At 65.1% G+C, this 15,632-nt stretch carries 16 protein-coding genes; 12 read left to right on the forward strand and 4 right to left on the reverse strand.

Annotated features, from left to right (window positions below):
• The first annotated feature begins 48 nt into the window (after positions 1-48).
• The 3 genes from CH278_RS07345 (at position 49) to CH278_RS07355 (ending at position 3,957) form a co-directional block, all read left to right on the forward strand.
• Entirely contained in the window at positions 49-1,524 is a 1,476-nt protein-coding gene (locus tag CH278_RS07345; protein WP_094621551.1) for a peptide MFS transporter, read from the forward strand.
• Between the two features lie 109 nt (positions 1,525-1,633).
• Complete coding sequence (locus CH278_RS07350; RefSeq protein ID WP_094621552.1) at positions 1,634-3,220, forward strand: gamma-glutamyltransferase family protein; 1,587 nt, start codon at positions 1,634-1,636, stop codon at positions 3,218-3,220.
• Positions 3,217-3,957 carry a YoaK family protein gene (locus CH278_RS07355; RefSeq protein WP_256983972.1) on the forward strand — a complete coding sequence of 247 codons (741 nt, stop codon included), beginning with the start codon at positions 3,217-3,219 and terminating at the stop codon, positions 3,955-3,957. Before CH278_RS07350 ends, CH278_RS07355 begins: the two co-directional genes overlap by 4 nt.
• Here CH278_RS07355 and CH278_RS07360 read toward each other — a convergent pair.
• Positions 3,927-5,081: a hypothetical protein gene (locus CH278_RS07360; RefSeq protein WP_179274479.1), complete on the reverse strand. Its 1,155-nt coding sequence runs from the start codon at positions 5,079-5,081 to the stop codon at positions 3,927-3,929. The two genes, CH278_RS07355 and CH278_RS07360, sit on opposite strands and share 31 nt — an antisense overlap.
• A 47-nt stretch (positions 5,082-5,128) precedes the next feature.
• Entirely contained in the window at positions 5,129-5,389 is a 261-nt protein-coding gene (locus CH278_RS07365) for a hypothetical protein (protein ID WP_143536226.1), read from the reverse strand.
• 144 nt (positions 5,390-5,533) lie between these two features.
• On the opposite strand from CH278_RS07365, the gene CH278_RS07370 reads away from it, so the two are divergent.
• From CH278_RS07370 to CH278_RS07380, 3 genes are all read left to right on the forward strand, one after another.
• On the forward strand, positions 5,534-6,064 hold the full coding sequence (locus tag CH278_RS07370) for a hypothetical protein (protein ID WP_143536227.1): 531 nt from the start codon (positions 5,534-5,536) through the stop codon (positions 6,062-6,064).
• Between the two features lie 147 nt (positions 6,065-6,211).
• A complete protein-coding gene (locus CH278_RS07375; protein WP_094621555.1) occupies positions 6,212-7,654 on the forward strand; it encodes a PepSY-associated TM helix domain-containing protein in 1,443 nt (480 codons plus the stop codon).
• A gap of 70 nt (positions 7,655-7,724) precedes the next feature.
• A complete protein-coding gene (locus tag CH278_RS07380) occupies positions 7,725-8,528 on the forward strand; it encodes a DNA-formamidopyrimidine glycosylase family protein (protein ID WP_094621556.1) in 804 nt (267 codons plus the stop codon).
• Between the two features lie 11 nt (positions 8,529-8,539).
• Here the strand turns inward: CH278_RS07380 and CH278_RS07385 are convergent, their stop codons facing one another.
• Positions 8,540-9,259 (reverse strand): GAF and ANTAR domain-containing protein, encoded by a 720-nt coding sequence (locus CH278_RS07385; protein WP_032366809.1) that lies wholly within the window; start codon positions 9,257-9,259, stop codon positions 8,540-8,542.
• Positions 9,260-9,478: 219 nt separating this feature from the next.
• Positions 9,479-9,649, reverse strand: coding sequence for a CsbD family protein (locus tag CH278_RS07390; RefSeq protein ID WP_094621557.1), 171 nt, complete (start codon positions 9,647-9,649; stop codon positions 9,479-9,481).
• A gap of 151 nt (positions 9,650-9,800) precedes the next feature.
• Between CH278_RS07390 and CH278_RS07395 the strand changes: the two genes are divergently transcribed.
• From CH278_RS07395 to CH278_RS07420, 6 genes are all read left to right on the forward strand, one after another.
• Positions 9,801-10,793, forward strand: a complete 993-nt coding sequence (locus CH278_RS07395) for a YihY/virulence factor BrkB family protein (protein ID WP_094621714.1) — start codon at positions 9,801-9,803, stop codon at positions 10,791-10,793.
• Between the two features lie 470 nt (positions 10,794-11,263).
• Positions 11,264-12,262, forward strand: coding sequence for a substrate-binding domain-containing protein (locus CH278_RS07400; protein ID WP_094621715.1), 999 nt, complete (start codon positions 11,264-11,266; stop codon positions 12,260-12,262).
• Between the two features lie 34 nt (positions 12,263-12,296).
• Positions 12,297-13,286: an ABC transporter permease gene (locus CH278_RS07405; protein WP_048320574.1), complete on the forward strand. Its 990-nt coding sequence runs from the start codon at positions 12,297-12,299 to the stop codon at positions 13,284-13,286.
• Positions 13,283-14,065: an ATP-binding cassette domain-containing protein gene (locus CH278_RS07410; protein WP_027495729.1), complete on the forward strand. Its 783-nt coding sequence runs from the start codon at positions 13,283-13,285 to the stop codon at positions 14,063-14,065. The genes CH278_RS07405 and CH278_RS07410 overlap by 4 nt, the downstream gene beginning before the upstream one ends.
• A complete protein-coding gene (locus tag CH278_RS07415; RefSeq protein ID WP_094621558.1) occupies positions 14,043-14,969 on the forward strand; it encodes a PfkB family carbohydrate kinase in 927 nt (308 codons plus the stop codon). The genes CH278_RS07410 and CH278_RS07415 overlap by 23 nt, the downstream gene beginning before the upstream one ends.
• On the forward strand, positions 14,959-15,609 hold the full coding sequence (locus CH278_RS07420; protein ID WP_032366808.1) for a nucleoside/nucleotide kinase family protein: 651 nt from the start codon (positions 14,959-14,961) through the stop codon (positions 15,607-15,609). The genes CH278_RS07415 and CH278_RS07420 overlap by 11 nt, the downstream gene beginning before the upstream one ends.
• Positions 15,610-15,632: the final 23 nt, after the last annotated feature.

A 15,632-nucleotide genomic window follows, 5' to 3' on the forward strand; every position in this document is an offset into this window, starting at 1 on the left:
TCATTCTCCTGAACCACTGATTCCCATGGACCCCAGAGGTGGACCAGCATGACAACGGACGGAACACTCCACAAGCCGAACGCAGGAGAGCGGGGAGCGATCGGCTCGACGTTCCGTGATCAGCCGCGTGGGCTCGTGACGCTGGCCGGCACGGAGTTGTGGGAGCGATTCAGCTTCTACGGCCTACAGGTGATCCTCGCGTACTACCTGTACTACTCACTCGCCGAGGGTGGACTGGGACTCGATGTCGGCGTGGCGGTCGGTATCGCCGGATCCTACGGCGGCGCAGTCTATATCGCCCAGATGGGCGGAGCCTGGGTTGCCGACCGACTCGTCGCCCCGCGCACGGTGGTGCTCTACTCCGCTGTCGCCATCATCGCCGGCCACGTCGTACTGGCGCTGATCACGACGACAGCCGGTATGGGTGCAGGATTGCTGCTGATCGTCATCGGAACCGGCGGACTCAAAGTCAACGTCACCGCGATGGTCGGACTGCTGTACGCGAACGACGACCCCAAACGCGACTCGGGCTACTCGCTCTACTACATGGGGATCGGACTCGGCGCATTCCTCGGCCCGCTGCTCACCGGTGCCCTGCAGAGCTCGGCCGGTTTCCACATCGCCTTCGGCGCAGCGGCAGTGGGCATGCTGATCGGCCTGGCCCAGTACGCGGTCGGGTACAAGCATCTGCCCGAGGCCACCCGAACGGTAGCCAATCCGCTTCCGCGCTCGCGTCGGGCCGCGGCCGCAGCTTTCGCCGGATCGGTCACCCTGGTCATCGTTGCCGCGGCCGTCAGCGGCCTCCTGAATCTCGACAATCTGGGAACCGTGCTGACCGCGATCATCGTGATCGCCAGCATCGCCTACTTCGCAATGCTGTTGTCCTCGAGAAAAGTCGACGCTACCGAGCATCGACGAGTGCTCGCCTACATTCCGGTGTTCCTCAGTAGCTTGCTGTTCTGGACGTTGCTGTTCCAGTTGTTCACCACCCTGGCGGTGTACATGGACACCCGCGTCGATCTGACGGTCGGCTCGTTGACGATCCCTGCGGCAACCGTGATCACGTTGGAAGGTCTCTTCGCCACTGTCATCGCTCCGATCTATGCCGTCGTCTGGACTCGGATGGGCAGTCGGCAGCCCAGTCCCGGAACGAAAATCGTCGTGGGAATCGGCCTGCTGGCGGTGGCGATGGCCATGTTCGCGGCAATGGCGGGCACATCAGGGGCGACGAATTCCGTTGTGCTGGTTCTCGTCGCGATGTTGCTGTTCGGTGCCGGCGAGATAGCCGTCGTGCCGTCGGTCCTGTCGGCGACGGCGCAGCTCGCACCCGCATCGCACAAGGCCGGCATGACCTCGCTGTACTTCCTCACGATGGCGGGAGGATCGACGCTGGCCGGCTTGCTCGCTCAGAAGTACTCTGCAACAACCGAACTAACCTTCTTCGGTGCGACGGCCGCGGCGTCGATCGTCGCCGCGGCGGTGCTGTACGGTGCCTATCGCACGCTCATCGCACGAGCGCTCTGACGTGACACTTCCATGACGTGACACTGCTCCAACGCAACACTTTCGGACGAACCCAGAACATGCCCCGACCGATCCTGCTGTCGGATCGGCCGCACTCGAGGAGATATTCATGCCCGAACAGTCGCAACCGGCACCCGGCGTGGCAATCGCCGCGCCGCACACCGCGGCCGTCGACGCTGCCCGCACGATCGTCGAAGCCGGTGGCAACGCCGTCGATGCAGCGGTCGCTGCGGCTGCGGCCCTCACCGTGGTCTACCCGCACATGTGCAGTGTGGGCGGTGACGTCATCGCGTTGCTGCGAACGAGCGACGGCAGCACCACCTGTATCAACGCATCGGGAGCATACGGTTCGGCCGCATCCGTGGACCAGCTGTTCGAGACGATCCAGACGATGCCGATCAACGGTCCGCTGACGGTGTCCGTTCCGGGTGCAGTGTCCGGGTGGGCGGCTCTGCTCGACGCCGGTGGCTCGCTGCCGTTACGCAACGTACTGGCACCGGCAATTTCGCTTGCCACAGAGGGGTTTCCGGCCAGCCCCGGACTCGTCGAGATGATCGAGCTCGACCGTGACGCACTGATCACCGATCCAGGCTTGCGCGCGAAGTTCTTCGTCGATGGTCAGCCGATCCCCGTCGGGCACCTCGTCGTGCAGCCCGAGTTGGCCCGAACCCTGACGGACCTGGCGACCGATGGCCTCGATTCGTTCTATCGCGGTCACACCGCCGACCGATTCGCCGCCGGACTGAAGAAACTCGACGTGCCGGTATCGAGAGAGGATCTCGAACGTCATCGTCCGAGCGTCGAAGAACCTCTGGTGCGCGAATTCGACGGATTCTCGGTGGCCACGGCACCACCGAACTCGCAGGGCTACACGCTGATTCGATCTCTCGGTGCCGCCTTGTCCGGGAGTGCGTCTGCGGGGGATGTCGACGCCGGGGTATTGGCCGAGATCTTCTACGACTCCGACGAGCATCGTGATACCTACCTCGCCGACCCACGCTGTGCCACTGTGGATATCCACGATCAGCTGACCCCGGCCGGCTTCGCGGCAATTCACGACGCGGCGGCAGCCCGGGTGGCAGGAGCCGAACGCCAGACCTCGACCGCGTCTCCGCGTCCGGGCGGTGACACCGTCGGAATCGCCGTCGTAGCGAAGGACGGCACAGCAGTGTCGTTGATTCAGTCCGTCTTTCACTCGTTCGGAGCGCAGATCCTCGAGCCCGACACCGGACTTGTGCTGCACAACCGAGCTGCGTTCTTCACGCTCGATGCCGCGTCGCCCAATCGCGTCGAGTCCGGAAAGCGGCCCGCGCACACGCTCGTTCCGGTGATCGTGGACTGGGCGGACGGAGCGGTGTCCGCCCACTCGACCATGGGAGGCAAAGCGCAGTCGCAGATTCACACCCAGTTGATCCTGCGGGCGCTGCGTGGATTCGATCCGCAGCAGATCGTCTCCGCGCCCCGATTCATCGTCGGCGGATTGGAAGCCGGCACACCCAACGGTTCGGTACTGGTCGAGCCGACATTGGAGGACTTCGCCGTCGAACAGATCTCGCAGACGGTGTTCACCGTCAAGCATGGCACCGAATTGGACAGTAACGCAGGTCATTCCATGGTGGCCAGGGTTTCAGCCGACGGAACGCTCGGTGCCGGCGCGGACCCACGTAGTGACGGCGGCGTGTGGGTGACCGCATGAGTCTCGACGAAACGACGGTGGCCGGAGACGGGCCGGCACCGACGACCATGAGGCACCGTGTCGGCGAGGCCGTGAACGGTCATCTCCGATTGTGGTCGATGATGGTGCTGACGATGGTGACCGGCATGCTCGACGCCGTCGGCTACCTCGGGCTCGACCGCATCTTCACCGGAAACATGACCGGCAACATCGTCATCCTCGGTATGGGGGTGGCAGGTGAGGACGGACTGCCGATCGTCGGCCCGCTGGTAGCGCTGTTCGCCTTCGTGCTCGGTGCCGCGCTGGCCGGGGTGACGCTTCGCTCGGCTGCGCCGGGATGGAACATTCGGGTCACCGCGATCTTCGCAGTGGGAACGCTGGCACTTCTCGCAGCAGGCGTCACGCTGCTGGTGGTCGACGTGCAAGGCAACTCGCCGCTCGGTATCGCGATCGCCAGTGTCATCGCAGTCGACATGGGGGCTCAGGCGCTCGCCGCGCGCTTCCTCGCGGTCAAGGACATGACGACCGTCGTCGTCACGTCGACCATCACCTCGCTCGCCGGCGAGTCGTTCGTCGGCCAGGGCCCCGGTCGGCTGTTCAACCGGCGGCTCTGGGCGATCCTCGTGCTGTTCGTCGGTGCCGTCATCGGTGCGCTGCTACTTCGGGTGGATATCGCGATACCGGTGTTGCTCGGTGCCGCGCTGACCGCCGCCGTCGCGGCCCTGGGTCATCGGGCCTGGGACCGAGCTTCGGGCTGAGCCGCACCGGCGTCGTCGGTGCGGGACCGTTCTGCACTGTGCTGGCGCCGGAGCATCTCTCGGTGGCCGTACGTAGCGTTGAGGATGTCGCTGCGATCGGACACCGACGAGCCCACTGCTCCGGCGACCGTGCCCAACGACGCCGCCAACCAGGCCAGTGACAGGTAGTCCGCCGTGTTTGCTTCTCGCCCGATCTGAGCGGTGAGAAACTCGGGCGAGATCACCACGGCAGCAGAGAGCAACACGACCGCGAACAGAACGGCATACATACACAGCACGCCGGCCACGACGGTGCCGAGAGTGGCAGAGTTGTATATCCAGCGATCGGTGGTCGAGGAGCGGAACCGTCGGTGCTCCCAGAGGCCGTGCGGAAAGATCAGCCACACCGTGATAGCCACGATGGCGGCGACGCCGATCAGTGTGAGCCGGGCAGGTGTCATCGAGGCCGCCATCTGCCAGATGCTCGCGTAGAACACACCGAACGCCGACGCGGCGCTCGCGGCCGCGAGCACGCTCGACAGTGCGGGGACGAGACGCCACGGCCGATTGCAGCGAATCATGCCCATGATCATGCGTGTTCGGCCGAACATGCCGGGAGTGAGCAGGATTCGCTCGCCGCCACCGTCGGGGTCGGGGCCCGGAGCCCACTTGGACATCGACCGTCGCAGGTGTGGCCGCGAAGCGGTATCGCTGCGGAGGAGATCGTGCACGATCGCGATGGCCACCGCCACAGCGCGACGCCGTACTCCTATGGTGCCGAACGAGGGTACGTACAACGCACCGGTCGAACCGTCACGCAATTCGGCGACGACGGGGCTGGCCCCGACGCGTCGCGGAACCTCGGAGATGCAGAGCACCAAGTCGAATGTGTTGGTGGCTTGAATGGCCTCCAGCCACTGACCCAACGGCGCAGAACCTGCCTCGGTGGGAGGCAGCGTGACTGCGGGCCGGGCCGTGTCCAGTCGGGCATCGGTTCCGTCGATCGTGATGGTGGGCGGAAGTTCCTGTTCGATGGCGGCCGCTATCGTCGACGCGAATCCCTCGTCGGCCACCAACCCGATCGTGATCGTTCCTTGTCCTTCGCTTTTGGCCCCCGAGCCGTTGTCTGTCTTGTCGAAAACCATCTTGTCGCGGTACCCCGGACCAGGCGCCCTCACACACCGAGCCGACGTCAGCACACGGGTTCGGGTTCACCCTTCGAGATCTGGAAGCGGCTGTGCAGTGCGTCCAGTTGGCGGTGCAATTCGTACAGCGCCTGCTTCTGAGCGCGGGCCTCGTCGGTGTGCCACTTCGCGCTGCGGGGGTCGCCCACCCGGAAGGCCTTGTGGGCGTAATTCTCGGAGACTTCGATTCGGCTCGATGTCGACGCAATTTCGGCCGCGAGCATGAGAGCGAACACGCGGGCCTGAGCCACATCCGAACTGTCCGGCACGGCAATCCTCTCTGAACGTGGCGTGATACCCGCGATCACCATAACGGACCTGAAAAAGACCGCTGGATCGGTTTTCGCGTACAAACCATGCGACAGAAGCGAGACGCCACTGCCTCTGCCGAAACGGGTAGTAGTCTGCTGTTCGTGCCCGCGACCCCGGACGGATCCGCAGCCCTGCGCGGGTCTGCCGTCGGCGCTCTGACGGCGACGATCACCGCCACCGCGCACGCGGTCGGCGGCGGTATGTTTCCCTCCGACGCCGCGATCGTCCTGTTGGCTCTGGTGTGCGCGGGACTCGGTTACGCTGCCGCCGCCGTGCCGATCGTCATCGCGCCTCGCCTGCAGCTGATGGCGACGCTGGCCGCTGCGCAGACGATCGGACACGTGCTGCTGACGATCGTCGACGGCGATCACCACGGTTCGGTGCTGACACAGCAGATGCTTGCGGCCCACGCGATCGCCATCGTCGTCGGCGCGGTGATCGTGCACGGGGCCGAGCGCGGGATCTCGCACGCAGCCACCGTTGTTCGTCGAATACTCCCGATACTGGCAATTCTCGTCGTCGACGGCTCGCCGAGTGCCGCCCCGCTTCCGCTGTATCGCACACCCGGCGTCCACCGGCTCCTCGATCTCTCGGGCTCCGGGAACCGCGGACCGCCTGCCGCGTCGTACTGACCGCAGCCTCCCACCTACCGCTCCTGCACAGCGGGGGCGAGCAGAGCTGCGGCAATTTTTTTCACGCGCACAGCACGATTCGCTCGACATCGAGTCGACCCGTGCCCACGGCGCGCGCCCACCCCTGCTTTCACGAAACGAGCTCTCATGTCCACACCGGAAAAGGAACGCGTCGCCGATCCTTCCCCGCCCACCCGTCCGTCCGGCCCGCGCAGCTGGCGTCCGCTGATTCTTCGTCTGCACTTCTACGCGGGCATACTCATCGCACCGTTCATCCTGATCGCCACTGTCAGCGGCGGCCTCTACGCCGTCGCACCGACCATCGAACAACTCGTCTACCGCGACTATCTGCACGTCGACTCCACCGGACCGGCTGTCCCGGTCGCCCAACAGATCCGAGCCGCTCAGGCCGAGAGGCCGGATCTGACCGTGTCGGCCGTGCGACCCGCTGCCGACATCGGTGACACCACCCGAGTGCTGTTCACCGACCCGACCCTCGGCGAATCGCGACGACTGGCCGTCTTCGTCGATCCCGCCACGGCGTCACCGGTGGGTGAACTTGCCGTCTACGGCTCCTCGAGCGCCTTGCCGGTCAGAACGTGGATCTCGGAACTGCACCGACACCTGCACCTCGGTGAACCGGGCCGGATCTACAGCGAACTGGCCGCATCCTGGTTGTGGGTGATCGCGCTCGGCGGCCTGTACCTGTGGATCGATCGCTACCGACGCAACCGAGACCGGGCGACACTGCTCACCTTCGATCGTGAATCGAAGGGCCGCAACCGGTCCTTGAACTGGCATGGCGTAGCCGGTATCTGGATCGCCGTAGGTCTGATCTTCCTCTCCGCCACCGGACTCACGTGGTCCACCTACGCGGGCGCCAACGTCACCGACCTCCGTGCGGCATTGAGCTGGACGACCCCTGCCGTCGCCACGACCATCGGTTCTTCCGACGCGGCGACCATGGGGGATCACTCGGGGGATCACTCCGGCCACGGTGGGCATTCGATGGACATGTCGGCCGATGCGTCGGCGACAGACAGCAATATCGGCCGCATCGATTCGGTGATCGATACTGCCGCAGCGAACGGCATCGACGGAGCGGTGGAGGCGTCGATCCCGGCGTCGGACGACGTGGCGTTCGTCGTCGCCGAAACCCGTCAGCCCTGGGTGATGTCGAACAACTCGATCTCGATCGACGGCAGCACCGGCGCGGTGATCGACACCCAATACTTCGCCGATTGGCCGGTGGCAGCCAAGCTGGCGGCCTGGGGAATTCAGTTGCACATGGGGACCCTGTTCGGCGTGGCCAATCAGATTGCCCTGGTTGGGCTTTCGCTCGCCTTGGCATCGGTCATCGTGCGCGGCTACATGATGTGGTGGAAGCGTCGACCCACGAAGAGCGCTGGACTCACCGCAGGCCGGCCGCCTCTGCGTGGGGGACTGCGCCGCATCTCGCCGATCTCTGCGGTGCTCCTCGCCACGGCTGCCGTGGCCGTCGGCTGGTTCCTGCCCTTGTTGGGGCTGAGCCTGGTCGCCTTCCTGGCGGTCGACTTCATGGTCGGATACGTCAGGCGGCCCGCGCACTGACGCGAGGAGGACGACGCGCTCTCGCCGGTCGGTCCGATTGTTTCTGCCGCCCTCGGGATACTCGGAGACCATGCCCGAAGGCGACACCGTCCATGCGCTCGCCGCACGATTGCGGCGAGTGCTGGACGGCGTCACCCTACGGGCGGGGCGACTGAACGTGCCCGCACACGCCGTCGAGAATCTCGCCGGGCGAACCGTCGTCGCGCACCGGACGCACGGTAAGCATCTGTTCACCGATTTCGACGACGACACCACGCTGCACACCCACCTCCGCATGACGGGATCGTGGACGGTGGTGCGAGCCGGCCGCTCGATACCGCGGCGGGTGCAGCCCGACGTCCGCGTGCGGCTGGCCGCGGTGGACGGGCCGACCGCGTACGGAATCCTGTTGCCGGTCGTCGACTACGGGTACAAGGCCTCGATGAATGCGCTGGTCGCGCATCTGGGACCGGACCCATTACACGCCGAGTTCGACACCGATCGTGCGGCATCGAACATCCTCGCGCAGGGGTCTCGGCCGATCGTCTCTACCCTCCTGGACCAGCGGGTCATCGCGGGACCCGGGAATCTATGGGCGAACGAGCTGTGTTTTCTGCGTGGACTGTGGCCCTGGGCTCCGTCGGCAGGCGTCGACGCGGAGAAAATGGTGACTCTGCTCGAGCGGGCGATGCGGCATTCGGCGAGCACCCCCGGGGCCATGCAGGTCACCACCGGCGACACTCGTCGCGGCCGGACCCACTGGGTTGCCGGTCGGGCCGGTAAACCGTGTCTGCGGTGCGCGACCGTCATTCGTGTCGAGGCCGACGTGCCGAACGACCCCGATCGACGTCGAACATGGTGGTGTCCGCACTGCCAGCCGGAGCCAGGGCTGTGACCGCGGAAGGGTCAGAACGTCGAGTTCGTCGGGTGGTCGGCGTCGACCAGGTTGCGGGCAACGGTGTGCAGCGGCAGATTCTGTTGCTGCGACAGTTTCGCCAGTAGGTCGAATGCCTGTACTGCGTCGAGGTCGTAGCGTTCCATGATCATGCCTTTTGCCTGGCCGATGATGTCCCGGCTGGCCAGACCGGTCCGGAATTGCTCGGTGTCGCGGGCACTGAGCATTGCGATGGCAGCATGCGCAGACAAGGCCTCGCCGATCGCTACCGCATCGGCGTCGAACGCTCCGGTGACGTCGCTGTACAACACCAGGGCCCCGAGGTCATCGGCGTTGCTGTAGAGCTGAAAGGCCGAGAGCGACTTGAAACCGGCCTCGATGGCCATCGCAGCGAACTGCGGCCATCGCGGTTCGGTTGCCAGATCGTAGGACACGACGACGTCGAGGTGTCGGACCTCGGTAGGAATCGGACCTTCGTCGAGTTCGTACTGCAACCGACACAGCTTCTCGGCGATCGGGTCCGTCGATGCGACGACTGTGCGCTCACCCTTGTTCACCGTGGTGATGCATCCGGTGGTTGCGCCCGGAATGAGCCGAATCGCCATTCGGAGAATCTCACTCAACGTCTGCGGCATCGACCGATGAGTGTCGCGCAGCGATCGAGCGAACTGCGCGAGCGACAGTGCTTCGGACGTTCGAGACGTGTCTTGCTCGGCCGGTGAATCAGTCATTCACACGATCCTCTCGCGCGGTGGACCGTCGACGTCGTCGCGTCGGCGAGATCCTCGATCGTGCGCCTGCTTCTGGACGCCCTGTCCCGACCTCGAGGCCGGATCAATGGATTTTATACGGTTCGCGATGCGGTGGTCCGGTGAGTATCGCGGCGCATCATCGCGGGATGCACGAAGGGCCGCCGATCATTCGATCGACGACCCTTCCGGGGCTGCTGGTTACTTGAAGGTGTCCTTGATGTTCTCGCCGACCTTCTTGACGCCGGCCGAACCCTGATCCTTCTGGCCCTCGGCCTCGAGGTCCTTGTTGTTGGTTGCGTCGCCGACAACTTCCTTCGCCTTGCCGATGGCGTCCTCTGCTGCGTTCTTGGCCTTGTCGATGAAGCTCATGGCGAGTTCCTTTCTCGGTTCGGGTTGTTCTCGAAGGGTTGGTCGGAGCTCGACCGACGAAGCGCACGTCCAGATCGTGAGAGCTGGGTCACACCGAAAGCCGGAGCGTCGACGTTTCCGCAGGCTCGTCGCTGGCTACATTCGACCGATGATGGTCGCGAAGGTGGACAACTTCCAGCGCAGGCACCCCTCGGCAGGTTTCCCGCTGGCGGTGCTCTACAAATTCATGGACGACCGGGGCGGCTACCTCGCGGCATTGATCGCCTACTACTCGTTTCTGTCGCTGTTTCCCCTTCTGCTGCTGTTCACCACGCTGCTGGGAATCGTGCTGGCCGGAGACCCGGAGCTGCAGACCCGCATCATCGACTCGGCGATGAGTCAGATCCCGGTCATCGGTGACCAGCTCGGTCAACCGGATCGCCTCAGTGGTGGGACGACGGCCATCGTCATCGGCGTCGTCGGGTCGCTGTACGGCGGACTCGGAGTGTCGCTGGCCGTGCAGTACGCGATGAACACCGCGTGGTCGGTGCCGCGCAACGAGCAACCGGACCCCATCAAGGGTCGGCTGCGCGGATTGTTGCTGCTCAGCACTGTCGGCACGGCGATCATCGGACTGACGGTGCTGAACGGCGTCGCATCCTCGGGCGTGTTCGGGTTTGCCGGTGGTGCGCTCGCACTCGTCGGAGCGGTGGTGGTCAACGCCGCCGTCTTCACCGCGGCCTTCCGAATCGGCACCGCGCGGGACCTGAGCGTGCGCGACGTACTCCCCGGTGCGGCGATCGCGGCGGTCGTCTGGCAGGCGCTGCAGTCGTTCGGCGGCATCTACATCCGCTACGTCGTGGGCAACGCGAGTGCAAGCAACGGCATCTTCGCCATCGTCCTCGGTCTGCTGGGGTTCCTGTACGTCGCGTCGGTGCTGATCGTGCTGTGTATCGAGATCAACGCCGTGCGCGTAGACCACCTGCATCCCCGGGCTCTGCTGACGCCGTTCACCGACAACGTCGAACTCACCGAGGGGGACAAGAACTCCTACACCGGCCAGGCAGAAGCGCAGCGTAACAAAGGATTCCAAGACATCACCGTCACGTACGACGAGCCGAATTCGGCGGTGGACGAGGACTCGTCGAGCACGCGAGGCGACTGATCAGCTCCGCAAACGCGCGCGCGTTCGCGAGGACCGGGGCGGCGGAGACCGGGGCGGGGACTGATCGGCTCCGCAAATGCGCGCGCATTCGTTGGATGCGCGCGGAATAGCGGGGCGATCGGGCACTATTTCGCGCGCGGATGGCAAACGCGCGCGCGTTTGCGGGAACTGGGGCGGCGCAGGACCGGGGCGGCGGGGCCGGAGCGGGGACTGTCGGCTCCGCAAACGCGCGCGCATTCGTTGGATGCGCGCGGAATAGCTGGGCGATCGGGCACTATTTCGCGCGCGGATGACAAACGCGCGCGCGTTTGCGGGAACTGGGGCTGAGCGGCGTGATGACGAGCTGACGCCGGCCGGTCGGAAAAGTTTTCGGAACTATTTCGCGAAAGCGCATGCGCAAGCGCTTGTATTGGTCGTACGCTCCTGCAATCGAGCGACGCGACCTGCGGAGCGAGGACAAGGGAGTCCAGATGTTCAATCACCGTCGGAAGACCACGCTGACGATCGGAACCGCGTTGATGGCCGGTTCCCTCGTAATCGGACTGACTGCATGCAGTGGTTCGGATTCGGACAGCGTCAAGGTCGGCCTCATCACCAAGACGGATTCCAATCCGTACTTCGTGAAGCTCCGCGAGGCAGCTCAGGCCAAGGCGGACTCCAGTGGAGCCGAATTGGTCGCTCTCGCAGGTGCATTCGACGGTGACAACGAGGGTCAGGTCGCGGCGATCGAGAACCTGGTCGGCCAGGGTGTCAAAGGCATTCTGATCACCCCGAACTCCTCCACCGGAGTCCTCGACGCGATCAAGAAGGCACGCGACGCAGGCGTCGTCGTCATCGCCCTCGACACGGCCACCGACCCCGAGGACGCGGTGGACGCGACGTTCGCGACCGACAACAAGGCGGCAGGCGTCAGCCAGGGCGAATGGGTCAAGGGCACGTTGGGAACCACTGCGCCCCAGGTCATCATGCTCGACGGCACCGCGGGCGGCACCGTCGACACGTTCCGTCACGACGGCTTCCTCGAAGGAATGGGCCTGACCGACAGCTCTCCCGAGATCGTCGGCCAGGAGAACACCAACGGCGACCAGACCAAGGCGCAGACGGCCATGGAGAACCTGCTGCAGCGCGCTCCGGGCGTCAATGCGCTCTACACGATCAACGAGCCCGCCGCCGCGGGTGCCTACCAGGCGATTCAGTCCGCAGGCCGCGCCGATCAGATCACCATCGGCTCGATCGACGGTAGCTGCACCGGTATCGCGAACGTCAAGTCCGGCATCATCGGTGCGACGGTGCTGCAGTTCCCGGCGAAGATGGCCGAGCAGGGCGTCGACGCAGTGGTCAAGTTCGCCAAGGACGGCACCAAGCCCAGTGGTTTCAACGACACCGGCTCGCAGCTCGTCACCGACAAGCCCGTTGCCGGAATCGATTCCCAGGACACCGCATGGGGCGAAGCGAATTGCTGGGGCTGATCGCAGAAATCCGTCGAGGACCAGGAACTGATTCGTGAGCACCGATACCGCCGCGCCTCCCAAGGCTCCGAGCCGGTTCAACGTGGGAACCATCCTGCGTGAACCGCTGCTCGGGCCCATGGCCGCGCTCGTCATCGCCATCATCGTGTTCAGCTCGATTTCGAGCTCGTTTCTCAACCCGCAGAACGTTTCTCTGATTCTGCAGCAGTCCGTGGTGGTCGGGATTCTGGCCGTCGGCCAGACGCTCATCATCCTCACCTCCGGTATCGATCTGTCGATCGGCGCGGTGGCCGTGATGGGCACCATCGTGATGGCGCAGTCGGCCGGCGCGAACGGACCGGTCGTGGCGTTGGGTTCGACGCTTGCCGTCTGTGTCGCATTCGGCGCGATCAACGGCGGGTTGGTGACGATGCTGCGACTGCCACCGTTCATCGTCACACTCGGCACGTTCACCGCGATCCAGGCAGCCACCAGGTTGCTGGCCGGCTCCGAGACCTACCAGGTTCCGAGCGGACCGCTGACGCTGCTGGGTACCTCGTTCAAAATCGGCAGTTTTTCCACCACCTACGGCGTGGTGGTGATGCTGCTCGTGTACGCCGTGATGTGGTACGCATTGTCCCAAACATCCTGGGGCAGGCACATATACGCGGTAGGTGGTAGCCCGCAGGCCTCGGACCGCTCCGGCATCAAGTCCGGTCGCGTGCTGTTCTCGGTCTACATCGTCACCGGTGTCATCGCCGCGATCGCGGCATGGGCAGCGCTCGGACGAATCCCCAATGCCGACCCGAACGCCTATCAGAACGCCAACCTCGAAACGATCACCGCGGTCGTCATCGGTGGCACCAGCCTGTTCGGTGGCCGCGGCACCGTCATCGGGACTCTCATCGGAACTCTGATCGTCGGGGTGCTGCGCAACGGGCTCACCCAGGCCGGCGTCGACAGTCTGTACCAGAACGTCGCGACCGGCATTCTCGTCATCGTCGCGGTGGCCGTCGATCAATTCGCACGCAGGAGGTCACAGTGACTGCCCCCCTCGCTCTGGAAGCACGTGGTCTGGTCAAGACCTACGGCAGCGTGACGGCCATCAACGGTGCGGATTTCGAGCTGCGGGCCGGTGAGGTACTGGCAGTGATCGGCGACAACGGTGCCGGAAAGTCCAGTCTCATCAAGGCTTTGGCCGGTGCAGTCATACCGGACTCGGGTGAGATCCTGATGAACGGCTCGCCGGTGTCGTTCAAGAACACCCGCGACGCCCGGGCGGCCGGGATCGAGACGGTCTATCAGGACCTGGCCGTCATTCCTGCGCTCGACATCGCATCGAATGTCTACCTCGGACGCGAGATCAAGCGGAAAGGCATCAGCGGCAGCATCTTTCGGCGATTGGACATGCCGAGAATGCGCGACGAGTCGTCGAAGCATCTGCAGGACCTCAAGATCGGCATCAAGTCGGTCAACCAGGCCGTCGAGACGTTGTCCGGTGGGCAGCGTCAGGGCGTCGCAGTGGCTCGAGCAGCGGCATTCGGCCGCGGGGTGATCATCATGGACGAGCCGACCGCAGCTCTGGGCGTGCGGGAATCGGGCATGGTGATCGACCTGATCCGAACGATTCGCGACCGCGGGATACCCGTGGTACTCATCAGCCACGACATGCCGCACGTGTTCGAGGTCGCCGATCGTATCCACATCCACCGCCTCGGCAAACGCGCAGGCGTCGTGGATCCGAAGAAGCGCACCATGTCCGAGGTCGTCGCGCTCATGACCGGCGCGGAGGAGCCGACCGATGAGGAACGCGCCGGCCTCTGATGCGTCTCGTCCGGTCGGCGTTTTCGTCGGGCTGGCGACACTCGATGTGATTCATCGAGTGTCGTCGCCGCCGGCGTCGAACCAGAAGATCACCTCGAACGCGCAGTTCGTTGCGGCCGGCGGTCCTGCCGCCAACGCCGCCGTCACGTTCGCCGCACTGGGTGGTACGGCCGTTCTCGTCACTGCGCTCGGGGACGATCCGGTGGCTGCCTTGATCAAGGCAGAACTTGCGGAATGCGCTGTGCGCGTGATCGACTCGATCGCGGGCACCGTGAGAGCAGTACCCGTCTCGGCCGTGACGGTGATCGAGTCGACGGGAGACCGGTCGGTCGTCTCGGCCGACGCCGTGCACTCCGACGCCGCGCCGCCGAACGATCTCGATGCCGTGCTCGCCGGTGCCGACGTCGTACTCGTCGACGGCCACCACCCCCTGATCGCCCGCGCCGCCGTGGAACATGCGGCGGCGCGGGATACCACCTCGGTCGTCGACGCCGGACGCTGGAAACCCGTGATGAGCGAGCTGATTCCGTTCGTCACGGACATGGTGTGCTCAGCGGACTTTCGCACGCCCGGAGCGTCGGACACAGCTGCCACTGCAGCGACGTTGGTGCGCTCGGGCGTACGCACGGTTGTCACCACCCACGGCGGAGAGCCCGTCGAATTCTGGTCCGAGGGCAACTCCGGCTCCGTGGCCGTCGAGGCGGTCACCGTGGTCGATACACTGGGAGCCGGCGACGTCTTCCACGGCGCGTACGCGTACTACTCGACGCAGTCCGGCTCCGTGCAGGAGCGTATCCGACGGTCGGCTCGCGTTGCGGCGCTGCGCTGTTCGGTCATCGGCCCCAGAGCGTGGCTACGCGAACTTCCCACCCACGTACTCGAAAGCGACAACAGTGAGCAATGACCGACAGGTGCAGGAAGCATCCCTCGACGAACTCGTGGAGCTGGCCGGGCGGCTCGCCGTGCCGGGAGAGCGGCACATACTCGGCCTGACCGGTGCACCGGGTGCCGGAAAGTCGACCGTGGCACAGCAGTTGGTGGATGCACTGGGCCCCGAGCTTTCGGTGCTGGTTCCGATGGACGGATTCCACCTGGCCAACGAGGTGTTGATCGAACTGGGCCGGCTCGATCGCAAGGGCGCACACGATACCTTCGACGACGGCGGCTATGCGCGTCTCGTCGCCGCGATTCACGATCAACGCCCCGGCGATCCGCTGGTGTACGCACCGAAGTTCAGGCGAGAGATCGAGGAATCGATCGGGTCCGCCGTACCGGTCCCGTCGGACGTTCCGCTGGTGATCACCGAGGGCAACTACCTGCTGATGCAATCCGACGCATGGCCTGCTGCACGGGAGATGATCGACGAGGTGTGGTTCCTGGCTCCGCACACGGCCGTTCGGCACGAGCGTCTCGTCGCGCGGCACGAGGCGTACGGGAAATCACCCGAGGAAGCGCAGTTCTGGGCATTGGGTTCGGACGAACGCAACGCCGAGCTCATCGGGTCGACCGCCCAGCGCGCCGATCGAATCCTGCGATTGACATGAGACCGCCGGCGTCCGATACCCAC

This window comes from Rhodococcus sp. 05-2254-5, assembly GCF_002258575.1.
In the GTDB taxonomy this organism is placed as follows: Bacteria; Actinomycetota; Actinomycetes; order Mycobacteriales; family Mycobacteriaceae; genus Rhodococcoides; species Rhodococcoides fascians.